The 13,983-nt window shown below is 56.9% G+C and carries 11 protein-coding genes; 4 read left to right on the top strand and 7 right to left on the bottom strand.

What is annotated here, in order from left to right; all coding sequences use genetic code 11:
• The first annotated feature begins 245 nt into the window (after nt 1-245).
• Genes PLH32_08990 through PLH32_08975 form a run of 4 tightly spaced genes read left to right on the top strand, consistent with a single transcriptional unit; the run spans nt 246 to nt 5,415 of the window.
• Entirely contained in the window at nt 246-755 is a 510-nt protein-coding gene (locus PLH32_08990; GenBank protein HQJ64736.1) for a metal-dependent transcriptional regulator, read from the top strand.
• Nucleotide 756: 1 nt separating this feature from the next.
• Nucleotides 757-1,023: a FeoA family protein gene (locus tag PLH32_08985; GenBank protein ID HQJ64735.1), complete on the top strand. Its 267-nt coding sequence runs from the start codon at nt 757-759 to the stop codon at nt 1,021-1,023.
• A 4-nt stretch (nt 1,024-1,027) separates the two neighbouring features.
• Nucleotides 1,028-3,010 carry a ferrous iron transport protein B gene (gene feoB, locus PLH32_08980; GenBank protein ID HQJ64734.1) on the top strand — a complete coding sequence of 661 codons (1,983 nt, stop codon included), beginning with the start codon at nt 1,028-1,030 and terminating at the stop codon, nt 3,008-3,010.
• Nucleotides 3,011-3,033: 23 nt separating this feature from the next.
• The gene (locus PLH32_08975) at nt 3,034-5,415 is read left to right on the top strand and encodes a TonB-dependent receptor (protein ID HQJ64733.1); all 2,382 of its coding nucleotides are present in this window, start codon (nt 3,034-3,036) and stop codon (nt 5,413-5,415) included.
• Between the two features lie 67 nt (nt 5,416-5,482).
• Here the strand turns inward: PLH32_08975 and PLH32_08970 are convergent, their stop codons facing one another.
• From PLH32_08970 to PLH32_08940, 7 genes are all read right to left on the bottom strand, one after another.
• Nucleotides 5,483-5,671, bottom strand: coding sequence for a DUF6132 family protein (locus PLH32_08970; protein ID HQJ64732.1), 189 nt, complete (start codon nt 5,669-5,671; stop codon nt 5,483-5,485).
• 49 nt (nt 5,672-5,720) lie between these two features.
• Complete coding sequence (locus PLH32_08965) at nt 5,721-5,930, bottom strand: zinc ribbon domain-containing protein (protein HQJ64731.1); 210 nt, start codon at nt 5,928-5,930, stop codon at nt 5,721-5,723.
• Between the two features lie 237 nt (nt 5,931-6,167).
• Nucleotides 6,168-7,055, bottom strand: a complete 888-nt coding sequence (locus PLH32_08960; GenBank protein HQJ64730.1) for a DUF72 domain-containing protein — start codon at nt 7,053-7,055, stop codon at nt 6,168-6,170.
• A gap of 98 nt (nt 7,056-7,153) precedes the next feature.
• On the bottom strand, nt 7,154-7,921 hold the full coding sequence (locus PLH32_08955; GenBank protein HQJ64729.1) for a slipin family protein: 768 nt from the start codon (nt 7,919-7,921) through the stop codon (nt 7,154-7,156).
• Between the two features lie 36 nt (nt 7,922-7,957).
• Nucleotides 7,958-9,274 carry a nodulation protein NfeD gene (locus PLH32_08950; protein ID HQJ64728.1) on the bottom strand — a complete coding sequence of 439 codons (1,317 nt, stop codon included), beginning with the start codon at nt 9,272-9,274 and terminating at the stop codon, nt 7,958-7,960.
• A 377-nt stretch (nt 9,275-9,651) separates the two neighbouring features.
• A complete protein-coding gene (locus PLH32_08945; GenBank protein ID HQJ64727.1) occupies nt 9,652-11,196 on the bottom strand; it encodes a YifB family Mg chelatase-like AAA ATPase in 1,545 nt (514 codons plus the stop codon).
• Nucleotides 11,197-11,295: 99 nt separating this feature from the next.
• Nucleotides 11,296-13,881, bottom strand: coding sequence for a GH116 family glycosyl hydrolase (locus PLH32_08940; protein ID HQJ64726.1), 2,586 nt, complete (start codon nt 13,879-13,881; stop codon nt 11,296-11,298).
• Between the last annotated feature and the right edge of the window lie 102 nt (nt 13,882-13,983).

The following is a 13,983-nucleotide window of genomic DNA, read 5'->3' as shown; positions in this document are numbered from 1 at the left end:
CCGAGGTACCCCCGGAATTTCGCTCCCACCCGCTATCCTCGCACCGCGTGCACCAAGCCTAGATATTCTGTAATTGCAGGCCCTCTCTCGCCCCTCGTCCTCCTATTTCTAGCTGATTACATCCGGGTAGGACCCAGTTTAATAGAATCCAAAAAATGTGTTGCAGGACTCGCCAGTAAATTGTAAATTAATATCAATAAATATTGTTTAACTTATTTAACAATATCGGTTCTTTGTGGGGTCCTATGAATATCGAACATGATCACCTGACCCAGGTCTATATTGAGGTCATCAGGGATCTGGAAAGGCAGAACCGTGTGGCGCGGGTCAAGGACATCGCACGGATTCGTGGCGTCTCCCCCGCCAACGTTTCGAGCGCCTTGAACAATCTCGCAAAAAAGGGATTGATCTTGCACGAACAGTATGGTCATGTTGTTCTGACCGCTGAAGGCCGACACCTCGCTCATGTGCTGGATGAACGTCATGTGGCCATTCGCATGTTCATGACCGATGTACTCGGTCTGGAGAGAAATCTCGCCGAAAGCGAGGCGTGCACTCTGGAGCATGTGATGAGTCAGGAGAGCCTCCTGGCCATCGGCCGTTTTCTACAGTTTGTCGACCGTTGTCCCAAGCGCGACCGCAGCGGAGTCATTCTTTTCCGGACCTGCGGTCTCTTTGGTGCGGCCACCGCGCCGTGCCATCAGTGCGCCGTCAATGATGCAACGATTGAGGCATCAACTTCGCTGGAGAGTTAGGATGTTGTCATCCAGAAAAAAAGCCGCGGCGGCATCCCTCTTTCTTTCGGATCTGCACACCGGCTCTCATGGACGGATTGCGGCAATACGGGGGGGCTGGAGCCTGCGGCAACGCCTCAATCAGGTGGGCATCCATCCTGGTGATTCCATCCGCGTCGTGCGCGGCGGTCAACTGGGCGGTCCAGTGCTGATTCATATCCATTCCACTGACGTGGCGCTTGGTAACCGGATGGCGGCTGCGATCCTGGTTGATCTGGATGAAGCATGATACGATGAATAGAAACACCCTAGAAACCCAGTCGGCCTTGATCCTGGAGCATCCCCGTATCATCCTCCTGGGGCAACCCAATTCCGGCAAAAGCACCATCTTCAATAAGGTGGCAGGTTACCGCTCCATCACCACCAATTTCCCGGGTGTCACCGTCGAATATACCAGCAGCCACGTTGCGATTGGAGGCCGGACCTGCGACCTGATTGACTTGCCCGGGATCTATTCGCTGACGGCCATTGAAAGAGCGGCTCGCGAAACCCTGCACTATCTGATCGAAGAGCCTGTATCTCTGATTATCAATGTCATCGATGCGACCCATCTGGACCGCAGCCTCGAGTTGACGCTGCAGCTGCTCGAACTTGGCAAGCCGATGCTCCTCTGTCTCAACATGATTGACGAAGCGGAGCGCAAGGGTATCCGCATCGACGCCGGTGTATTGAGTTCCTTGCTGAAGCTGCCCGTTATCACCACCAATGCAGCGCAGGGGCTGCGCATCGATGCGCTCTTTGACGCGGCCTTTGATCTTCTCCATGCCCCTCATCCGGTTCACTCGTTGCCAATGAGTCGGCATGTGGAGCAGGTGGTTGAAGCGCTCGATGGCGTCCTGAAGCGGTGCCTGCCGCTGCAGAGGATTTCGTCGCGGCTGCTCGCCATCAAACTGTTAGAGTCGGATCCCTTCTTTGCGCTGCAGTTAGAACCAGACGGCACCCACCTGCGCACAGAGGTTCGTCATTACCAGTCCATTCTCGAAGAAGCGCATGGCCAGCCAGCGGATTCTGTGATCTCGGCCGAGCGGCATGCTTTGTCCCTGCATCTCTTCGAACAGTGTACAGTCGTCCATCATCCCCGGCGCTCCTGGCACCAATGGCGCAGCCGGGTGGACCAGCTGGTGATGCATCCGGTATGGGGATACGTGATTATGGCAACTGTCCTGGTTCTGTTTTTCAATCTGATCTTCAAGCTCGGAGCGCTACTGGAGCAACCGATTCTCACCCTTTTTACCCGCAGTGAGGAGGCGCTGACTGCGGCGCTGCCGACCGGTTCGTTCTATGCCTACATCGCCAAGGGTTTACTCCAGGGTATCGCCGGCGGCATCGCCGTCGTCCTGCCCTACCTGATCCCTTTCCTGATCGGGATGGCGCTGATCGAGGATGTCGGTTATCTGCCGCGCATCGCCTTCCTCATGGATAATTTCATGCATCGCATCGGCCTTCATGGCACCGCCGTGTTGCCCGGCATCCTCGGGTACGGGTGCAGTGTTCCGGCGATCATGGCAACGCGGATTCTTCCCAGCCCGCGGGACCGTTTTATTGCCGCAGTGGCAGCGGTGCTGGTGCCATGCTCAGCGCGGATGACCATCATTTTCGGTCTGGTTGGCTACTATCTCGGCGGGACCGCCGCCCTTTTCATCTATCTGCTCAATATCGTGGTTGTCGCCCTCGTGGGGACACTCCTTGCGCACCTGATGCCGGATGATACACCGGGCATGGTGCTGGTCATTCCCTCGTACAAGGTGCCGAGCCTCAAGACGATCTTGGCCAAGACCTGGCTGCGCAGCAGGGATTTTGTGCTCTTTGCCTGGCCCCTGCTCATCGCCGGCAGCCTGGTCCTCAGCCTGTCCGAGGTCTATCACTGGAATCGGGCCATCAATTCGGCACTTGCACCGCTTCTCTACGTGCTTGGGTTGCCGCCGGCTATCGGCATGACCCTGATCTTCGGGGTGCTGCGCAAAGAGCTCTCCATGATAATGCTGATTCAGGCTCTGGGGACCACCCAGGTCAATACCGTGATGAGCCCGGAACAAATCCTGGTCTTCACGATTTTTGTCGTCTTTTATTTCCCCTGTTTAGCGACTTTCGGCATCCTGACGAGGGAGGTCGGCTGGAAAGAAGCCTTAGCCGCCTCCCTCCTGACCTTTTCTATCGCAGTTGTGCTCGGCGTTGTGGTGCGGTTTATCGCACCCTGGCTACTGCAAGTCATTTAATCATAAAAACATAAGGAAGTCAAATGAAACGCGTTGCTTTAATCCTCTTTTTACTGGTCTACCTTCAGGCCCAGGCCCAGACCCAGACCGGCCGCATCCTGGGAAGTGTCATCGATCAGATCACCGGCAGGCCTTTGAAAGGGGCCAATGTTTTCTGTACCGAGTTGAACACCGGCGTGGTGACCGATGCGGAGGGAAATTTCCGTTTTACGCACTTTCCCGCCGGCATCCATACCTTGCGCGCCTCTTTTGTCGGGTTCCGTCCGGTGAGCAAATCGGTCACGGTCGGCGTTGAGGATGCGGTAATCCGGTTCGAATTGGTTTCCTCCCCCCTGCCGGTCGCGGATGTGACCGTGACCACCTTGCGCTACGCCACGACGCTGCGCGAAGCCGCCGTGCCGCTGGCCGTAGTGACGCGCGAGCAGCTCGAAACAAGCGCACCGGTGACCGTCGCCGATGCATTGCACCGGGAGCCGGGAGTGACCCTGCAGCGCGACGGCATCTGGGCCACCAGCGTCAGCATTCGTGGACTGGGCCGTAGCAGCCTCGTCACGCTGATCGATGGCAACCGCATCGACACCGCAACCGATATCGCTGCCGGCCTGGCCATGTTCGATATGTATGATATAGAGCGGATTGAGGTCATCAAAGGCGCCGCTTCTGCGCTTTACGGCTCGGGTGCAACCGGGGGTGTAGTCAATGTGATCAGCAGGAATGGCTGGTACCAGGAAAATCCCTACTGGCATCTGCGGCTGGCCGGCGGTTATAGCAGCGTTAATAAGGGCGGCAGAGGACACGCGGCCGTGAACGCCGGTGGCCAAAACTGGTATGCACACGTCAGTGGGTCCTTGCGCAAGGCGGAGAATACCCATACACCGGATGGCATACTCACGAACAGCCAATTCCAGGATAATGCGCTCTCGACTCGACTCGCCTTCAAGCCCTTCCGCGACCAGGAGATCAAACTGAATTTTCAGCGTTTTTACGCCAAGGATGTCGGCATCCCCGGCGCTTACCCGGTTTTTCCGAGCACCGCCTCCGTGCGCTACCCCTTTGAAAAACGCCAACTGCTCAGCGTCGAGTATAGTATCAGCCACTTCTCCCGTTTCCTGCAGCAAATCTCGATCAAGGGGTACAACCAGAAGATCTGGCGGGATGTCGAAAATTTTCCCCATACGGTTACCTCCATGCCCGCAAGCGGCAGCCAGCCGGCGCGGAAGGTTTACGCCCTGCGCATCCTTCCCGGGGCCACCCACGACCTCAACGGCCTGCAGATTCAGGGCAATTTTTTCCCGGGACAGCACCATCTCCTTATTGCAGGGATAGATGGCTGGGAAAAAGCGTATGCCGGCTATCGTACCAAAGAGACGCGCATCGACTTTTTGAAACCGGATGGTTCGGTCAGCAAAAGCGTCTTTCGCACCATCGGTGAGGCGCCGCTACCGGATGGCACCTTCCGCAGCATTGGTTTTTATGCCCAGGATGAATGGCGGCTGCTGCAGGAAAGGCTGATCGTGAACCTCGGCGGCAGGTTGGATCAGATCAGGACGGAGAATCAGGAAACCCTTAATCCGCTGTACGAGATCGTCAACGGCGTCCGAAATATGGCACCATCCGGACAGGTCGTATTGTGGCCAGCAGCATCTGCCCATACCAACTCCTGGAGCGGGACGATGAGTCTTCTGTATCGCCTGCTGCCGCAGATGGACCTGACGCTCAATATGGCCCGCTCCTTCCGCGCCCCTTCGCTGGAGGAACGCTATCAATATATCGATCAGGGCAGCCTCGTCAAAGTAGGAGACCCTGCACTGCTTCCGGAGAAGGGTGACTTTGTGGACCTCGGCCTGCGCCTCTGGTCCGACCGGCTTCAGCTGCAGGTCAACGGATTCTACAATCGGATGCGCGATCTGGTCGTCGACATGCCCGGGACGTATGAAAGCCGCAAAGCGTTGCTCAAGACCAATATCGGCAAGGCGGATCTCTATGGAGGGGACGTGCGCCTCGATGTCAAACCGGCGCAGAACTGCTCTGTCTGGGCGCAGGCCGCCTACGTTCATGGTGAAGATCTGCTGATTCACGCTCCATTGCCCCAGATCGCACCGCTGAATGGAGCGATAGGTTATCACAACGGCTGCATGAAATGGATATCCTTCGATCTGTCAGCAGAGATATTCGCCACCCAGGATCGCATCGCCGCGGGAGAACTGCGAACGCCGGGCTACACCCTGTACAATTTATACCTCAACAGCCATGGCATTTCGGTGAGGGATGCTGAAATGTTCATCAGTTTCGGCATCGAAAACCTCGCCAACCGCGCCTATCGCAACCATCTTTCAACCAACCGCGGCTTGCTGGCCATTGAGCCGGGACGCAACTTTTTACTTTCCTGGCGGATGGAGCGGTGAAACAGTCTGAACGCGATAAAAAAAGGGCTGCAAGATTTGCAGCCCTTTTTTTTTACGGTTTATCAGTCTAGGTTCGCCTTTTGGCGCCGGATGGCAAGGCCATCAGCACACCGATCAGCGCGCCGTAGGAGGAGCTGATCCAGGGATTGCCACTGATAGGGCAACTCCCTGTGCGGCAGCCGACAAAATAATACCAACCGAAACCGGCTGCAGCGCCGAAAAGTACCCCGAAAACGATACGCAGTGTCTTGTTCATCCTTTTTTTCCAAGTTTTAATACGGACCGCCGGTCCGCGTTTATGAGGCTCAGGAAAAACCGCCGCTACCACATCCTGAAGTGCTGGTAGAAAAACCCGACGAACTACCCTTGATGGAAGCGGCGATGGTCGAAAAGAGCTTCTCGGGTGCAGGTGCGGCGCAAACCGGACAGTTCAAGCCGCGCCCGTCAGCGCCAACCTTCTGAAAGACCTCGAAGACATGTCCGCAACCCTTGCAGCGGTATTCATAAATAGGCATGGATGATCACTCCTCCCCTTTTGAATGGTGCTGGAGATCCTCGATTGTCCTGCGCTCCCCCTCCGGAGGAGAACACGATGCCGACATTCAGGTTGGAACACCCAGACGTGGCGCAATGATCCGCACGAAGACAAACCAGAGTCCAAATAAAAGCAGCAAACCCGCTAAATTCATGGCACACCTCATCGTTAATAGTGATTATTGGATGAATGGCGTGCGAAAAGGATTCAGAACATATCAAAAAATGGGGAGTGTGGTTTGGATGGGCGGTAAGGTGGTGAGATTGCGCAGCTCGGGAAATCGCTCGACGAGCAACTCCGGCGCGGCGGGGCGGGTGTCGGTGAGGAGAGCCAGAAGCTGCAAGCTGTTGGCAAAAGCCTGTCCCTTGAAGTGATTATTAAAGATTACGATGGTTTTTTCCGATTCTTTCGTCACTTCCTGAATTGCAGGCAACCATTCCGCCAATTCGTTGGACGAGTAATGATAGTCATAACGCTGATTCCTGTCCGCACCTTCACGAAACCAGTGATCATAATTCCTGCCATGGAAACGGAAATAGGCCAGGGAGGTGGTTCGCTCCCGGGTCGGCCCCATGGAGGCGCCGATGACAGGCTGGTCGATATTGACCCAGCCGATCCGGTGCTCACGCAGATACGTCAAAACCTCGGGGCAGTGCCACGAAGCATGCCGGAATTCGACATGACCGGGAGCGGGCGCTATAGCATTGACGATCTTGCCGAGGACGATCAGGGTCGCATTGCTCTTTTTAAAGCTCCAGGGGAACTGGATCAGCACAGTCAACAGCTTTCCTGCATCCATCAGCGGCTCCAGCAGCAACTGGAAGGCCTTCATTTCAGGCGAGTTGGCCGGCCGGCCCTCATGTGTAAAGCCCTGCCACAGCTTGAGGATGAAGCGGAATCCGGAATTATACCGAATCTGGTCGAGCCATCCGCCGCTGACCGTCGCCTCGGGGATCCGATAAAAGGTGCTATTGACTTCGACGACGTTCAGATAATTGGCGATATAAGTCAACTCCGAGACCGACTTCGGGAGCTTCGGGGGATAGACGACGCCTTTCCAGTCCGGGTAGTTCCATCCGGCTGGACCGATATAGAGTTCCGGCATCGCTGCAAGGGCCTCCTCAATTGAAATCAAAGGAGAGGCGAATGCCCTTTCGCCTCTCCAACAGCCAGGTGGCGCGACCCTGCCTCGCGACGACCCGCCTACCTGGCGGGCTCTTCAGCCGGGAGGCTCTTCAGAAAGGGCTTGATCAAATCCAAGGGCAGCGGGAAGATAATCGTTGAGTTGTTTTCAGTGGCGATTTCGCTAAGGGTCTGAAGGTAGCGCAATTGCAAGGACTGGGGGTGCACGGCCATGATCTCCGCGGCTTTGGCCAGGGTTTTAGCGGCCTGGTACTCGCCGTTGGCATGAATGACCTTGGCGCGGCGTTCACGCTCAGCCTCGGCTTGTTTGGCCATGGCGCGCTGCATCTCCTGCGGGAGATCAATATGCTTGACTTCAACCAGACTTACCTTGATGCCCCAGGGCTCGGTCTGGCTGTCGATGATGGTCTGTAGCTGATGGTTCAATTTTTCACGCTCGGCAAGCAGGTCATCGAGCTCGACTTGTCCCAGGATGGAGCGTAGCGTCGTCTGAGCCAGCTGGGAGGTGGCATAAAGATAATCCTCGACCATGACCACGGCCTTGGCGGGATCGATCACGCGGAAGTATAGGACGGCGTTGACCTTGATGGAGACGTTGTCCTTGGTGATCACATCCTGCGGCGGGATGTCCAGTGCGATGGTGCGCAAGCTGACCTTGACCATGCGATCGACGAAGGGGATGAGCAGAAAAATGCCCGGGCCGCGAGCGCCTACAAGACGGCCGAGACGGAAGACCACTGCGCGTTCATATTCGCGCAGTACCTTGATCGCACTGAGCAGAAGCAGGATGAGCAGGACCAGTACGACCGTGACGGGCTGCAACGTCATAAAACCTCCTTAAGGGTTTAGTACAGAGATACCGTTTCAGACGACCGTTTGATCTGGTGATGGGGCTACGGTAAGAACCAGGCCTTCGACCTTGAGCACTTCGACGGGTGTGCCCGCCGCAATATGCTGCGCGGATTGCGCCTTCCAGATCTCTCCCAGGATTTTCACAGTGCCTTCATGAGGCGATATCGGATCTAAGGCTATGCCTCTGGCGCCGATCAGCCCCTCCTGGCCGGTGGTCGGCCGAGTGAGACGCGCTTTGAGGGCCATGCCCAGGGCGAAAATGAAAAAAGCCGCCGTGACGAGCGCAAAAGTCAACGCCACACGCCAGTCAACCCGGACTGAAAATCCCGGTGTCTCATCGAAGAGCATGATTGCACCCAGAAACATCGAGATTATCCCCCCAATGGTGAGGACTCCATAACTGGTCACTTTCACCTCCAGCACGAAGAGAAGAATAGAGAACAGAATCAGCAGCAACCCGGCGGTATTGACCGGCAGCGTTTGCAGGGCAAAAAACGCCAGGATAATAAAAATGCCGCCGGCTACGCCGGGGACAATGGCGCCGGGATTGGAGAGTTCGAAGAAGAGGCCGTAGATTCCGAGCATGAGCAGAATGTAGGCGATGGTGGGGTTGGATATTTTGTAGAGGATGCGATGCTGCCACGACATCTCCCGGGTGATAACCGGGGCATTCCGAGTTTTGAGGACCCGGTTACCGTCATCCAACTGCACGGTGCGGCCATCCAGGGCCTCCAGCAAGGCTGTCTCATCCCGGGCGATCAGGTCGATGATTTTCTTTTCCAGGGCCTCTTTTTCAGTGATCGAAACGCTTTTACGTACCGCCTGCTCGGCCCACTCCGGATTTCTACCTCGTTTTTCGGCCAAGCTGCGTATCCAGGCGGAGGCATAGTTGGTCACCTTCTCATTCATCACCCGGGTGGTGTCTGCACCGCCGCCTGCGCTGACAGGATGGGCGGCGCCGATGTTGGTGCCCTCCGCCATGGCGACAACATGACAGGCCAAGGTGATGAAGACGCCGGCTGAAACCGCACCGGACCCGCTCGGCGCGACGTACATGACCACCGGCACCTTGGCGGCGAGTATCTCCTTGACGATGGTCTTAGTCGATTCCAGCAAGCCCCCGGGGGTATCCATCTGAACAATCAGACAGGTGCATCCGAGCTTCTCCGCGGCATGAATCGACTGGACGATGAACATGGCGGAAACCGGATTGATATCGCCGTTGATCACAATTTTGAGGACCGGGGCCTCTTCGACCGCTGCGGCCGGAGCAGGCGCGGCAGCCAGTAAAAGGGCGGTCGGGATCAGGATGGATCGCAGATAGCGCATAAGCTTGACCCGATGTTTGCTCCACTTGGGAATTTCAATGCAATGTAGCCATTGAGAGGGAGAAAAGCAACCGAATTCCTGTTGTGCTGGGCCGTGCAGGGTTGGGCGGGTGGCAGAAACCATGCATATTTCGCTTGACTTTTGCGCTGAATTGTGCAATATTCAAGTAGAGCGTTACCAACATAGCCCTGTATGGTGATACCCGGTTTTTTTTGAACCAACACCTTCAAAATGGGAGCTTAGCTCTTAGGCGTGTATTACAGGCCTCCCCCTCCTTCGGGAGGGTATGCGTGGAAGTAAAAAACGTCTAGGCGGTTCCCACCGTAATGAACGCGGTTCATTACAGCCCAGTATTGCATACAGGGCTTTTTTTATCTTCACCCCCCTCCCCAGGCGTGCAAGCGATCCAGGCTGCGGTACTGGATAGCCTCGCTCAGGTGTTCTGGCCGGATCGTTTCGCTCGCTGCCAGGTCGGCGATGGTGCGCGAAACCTTGAGGATCCGGTCATAGGCGCGTGCAGAGAGTCCCAGCTTGTGGATTGCAGTTTTAAGCAGGTTCTCGCCGGCCGCGTCGATCGGACAGAACTGGTGCAACTCCCGAGAATCCATGCGCGCATTACAAAAGAGCCGCGGATGCTGCCGGAAACGTCGGATCTGGATTTCCCGCGCCCGCTCCACCCGCTTGCGGATCTCCAACGACCGTTCCCCGGTATTAGACCCTGTCAATTCGCGGTATTTTACGGCTGGTACCTCGATGTGAATATCGATCCGGTCCAGCAATGGCCCTGAAATGCGCCCGAGATAGTTTTTGATCTGCTGCCCGCTACAACCACAGACATGGTTGGGGTCGGAATAGAATCCACAAGGGCAGGGATTCATCGCGGCCGCCAGCATAAATTCAGCGGGATAGCTGAGACTGACCAGGGCGCGCGAGATCGACACCTTGCCATCCTCGAGGGGTTGGCGCATCACCTCCAGGACATTTTTCCGGAATTCGGGCAGCTCATCAAGAAAGAGCACACCGTGGTGAGCGAGACTGACCTCACCGGGTTTGGGCACACTGCCGCCGCCGATCAGGCCGGCATCACTGATGGTATGATGCGGCGCTCGAAAAGGCCGTGTGGTGATCAGCGCCTCATCCGGTGGTAGCAATCCAGCGACAGAATGAATCTTGGTTGTCTCGAGCGCCTCCTCCAGGCTGAGATCCGGCAAAATGGAGGGGAGGCGTTTCGCCAGCATCGTCTTGCCTGAGCCGGGCGGCCCGATCATGATTATATTGTGGCCGCCGGCAGCGGCGACCTCCAGGGCGCGCTTGACATGACCTTGCCCCTTGACGTCCTGGAAATCGGGCCCATAGTCCTGGCGGCCGGCAAAAACGCTGTCGATATCCATGCGAAAGGGCTCCACCGCGAGCTGCCGGTTGAAAAACTGCACGGTCTCCTTCAGAGTGTGCACCGGGATGATTTCGAGGTCGCGGGCCATGGCGGCCTCACGGGCGTTTTCGCGCGGCAGCACAATCCCGCGCAGTTGATGTTGCACGACCGAGACGGCGATCGGCAAGGCGCCATGGATCGGACGGAGACTGCCGTCCAGGCTGAGCTCGCCCAGGATTAAATAGTCTTTGAGTGGTTCACGCCGGAGAATTCCGGCTGCGGCGAGAATCCCGAGGGCGATCGGAAGGTCAAAAGCAGCGCCCTCTTTCTTGACATCTGCGGGGGCCAGATTGATGATAATGCGTTTGATGGGAAATTCAAAACCGGAATTCTTGACGGCGGATTGGACGCGTTCGCGCGATTCGCGTACCGCGCCATCGGGCAATCCTACCGTTGCAAAATAGGGCGGTCCACCCTCCAGGTGCGCTTCCACCTTGACGATATAGGCATCGATACCCAGGATGGCCGCACTGAGAATCTGCGCCAGCATGATGCGACTCCCTCCAGTGTCGTATCTCTCCCCCACTGCCGCCGCGTCTCCCTCTGTAATTTAATTTAAGCAAGAGCAGTTAAAAAACAAGTACTTTCTCTACAGGTCGGTGGGGGCGAGTTCGACGGTGAATGCCGCGTCAAGATAGGCTCCAGATCCGGATTCCGGCATTGTTATCTCCAGAGAATCGCCGGACCTTTCAGCTCCGGACACAGCGCCAATGGGGCCGCTGCCAGCGAGGTCGAACCGGTAAACACGTCCCGGCCGGCCTTGCACTTTCACATGAATCACCCTTCCCTGCCTCTCCATGCCGATCAGCTTGACCCCGGAATCACACTCCCCGAGCCTCACCTCCGGGACCGGCAAGGTCAGCTCAAGGCCGGGATGGAAAAAGAGCTCCACCTCCGCTCTGCCGCCTGTCAGTAACCATTTCACCTCCACCTGCACCGCCTGGGGAAAGGAGATCAGAGAGAAGGGGATTCTGTTCCCGTTCACCCGTGCGGAATCGATATCCGCACTAGGTCCCAGGGCCGGAGCGAAAGTCACAGCAAATCCCTCCCCATGGTCCGCAGCAAGGCTTGCCCGGATGCATCCGGGGGTGCGCTGATAGTGCATCGACCACCGACTTGTGCCCAGACGGTACCCGCTCCAGTTCACCTCCCTCCATCCGGCGGGGAAGCGCGGCGTAAGATGGATTTCGCGCCGCAGGGCATCGCCGTCCAGTCCGAGAAGCCCCTGCACCAGAGGCAGAACGACGCCCAGGGAAGAGAAGCCCTGTTGTGAGACCGCTTCCTGCGGCCAGAGATAGGCATCACCGGAGAAGAGCTCGTTGATCCCGCCGAGGGCATTGACGAAAGTATGACGGCTGTTGGCGAGCAGGTGTCCATAGGCTTGTTGGTTCAGCTGGCACAGGTACTGCGCGGTGGACACGAAACCGGTGAGAAAAGGCCAGACGCCACCATAATTGTAGTTGAGAGGCTCATAATAGCGGCTGAGAGAAGAAATGCTGCGCACGCCCCAACTGGTAGAAAGATCGCTCCAGCCCAGCCGTTCGATCGAGGCCTGAACATGATCGGGCTGCCCGGCCGAAAAGAGCGCCACGGTGCTGATCCAGGGGGAAGGATCGGGCAGCTGTTCGCCACTTTCGTTGAAGGCATTGCTATAGCACCCTGCGCTCTCCTTCCAGAATCGGGTGTCGAAAGAGGCCCTGGCGCGCTGCAGATGGGCAGCAGCTTCCTGACTGATGCGGCGATCGTTCAGCCAGGCGGCCATTTCTTTCATATCCTGTGACATGCGCACGGAAAGGGCGCCGGTATAGATATCCGTCGCGAGGTCGGTCAGCGCGCCGTACTCGACACTGCCGAGGCCGGCCTTCCGGTTATCCATGAGCCCGTCCGCGTTCTGGTCGGTGCCAAGCGACCAGCGATATGCCTTGCAGAGCGAGAACCACGCTGATTGCAGAAAGGCGAGATCGCCGCTGGTGCGTACATAATTATGGCAAGCGACGATATACAGCGGGCTGGTGTCGCCGTGGATATAGGCATAGGGATAATCCTTGAACCAGTTTAGGTATCCCGCGGCTTGGGAGAGTTCATGTGCCATCTTGCCATCCGGGCGCTGCCATTTCTGAAGGAATTGCAGAGCGTCACGGACAGTTTCATGCCATCCCAGGCCGGTCATCCCGAGACTGTTAATAAAGGCGTCCCCTCCGAAAAACCAGCCGAAGCCCGGCCGGCCACTGGAGCCGGAGGCGCCCCAACCCGCCACCAGGCCGCGTCCGAGGTCGGGATTTTCAACCAGAAGGCCGTCCAGGACGATGTTGGCCCATGTGCAGGCGCGGTTCAAGTCGTCTACAGGGGTCTCGATCTGCAGAGTGTTCTCCAGCAGCATCTGAAAATGGGCAAAGGTCTTCTCCGCATAGACTTGTGGCGATCGCTGCAGGTTCTGAAAGAGGGTCTTGACTGAATCCCGTTCCCCCTTGCCACCAGCGATATAGATCGGCAGATAGCGACCTGCGGTCTGTTTGGGGTCGGCGATCACGATTCTGAACTCGCTGGGTGTATCGCTGAGCATGTGCGCCGGGGTGTACGAGATGCCGTCGGCGGCTGGCGAACCGATCAGGGCATGATTATGCCGTGTGGGTTCCGAGATCAGATAGGCCTTGAGTTTATCATCCCAGTAGGCATACTGGCCTCCGAGTCCAGCCGGCCACATCGGCTGCAGCACAGGTTTGAATGAACAGACAATGGTGAGCGGAGTGGTGCTCTCCACCTCGAGCAGGATCATCGCCGCCGGCTGGTCGATGAGGGTGATATAATGGGCTTTGACCACAAAGGATTGAAAAGTGAAAGTCAGAGTCGTATAGGCCGGCGCAGCATCGATATAACGGACGATCTCGCGCCCGGGCATCGGACGGGTGGATTCTTGAAGTTGAAACGAGAACTCAAAATTACTCAAGAGTTTAAGAGGAAAAGCCCAGGCCTCGAAGGTGCCGCTCTCGAAGCCGAGCAGGGCACATTTACGCCCGATGCGGTTAAAGGGGGTTCCGGGTTGGGCGAGCCGGTGCAAATCTTGAGATGTGACCGGAAGCGCAAAGCGAGGCAGGGTCGTGAGTTCACCGGCGGTGAGGGCGGGCATTCCCGCGAACCACAGCAAGATGAAAAGCTGTCTTTTAATGCAATTCATCAACATCCTCCCTTGGTGAGCGGGCATCGAATAATCATGGAACAAGCCCCATGAAGTGAGCTATTTATGAGCATATTGGGAATTTACAAAGAATTTTGGTGG

This window comes from bacterium (assembly GCA_035419245.1).
Taxonomy (GTDB): Bacteria; Zhuqueibacterota; Zhuqueibacteria; order Residuimicrobiales; family Residuimicrobiaceae; genus JAKPUX01.
This window is presented reverse-complemented; position numbering and strand designations above follow the sequence as displayed.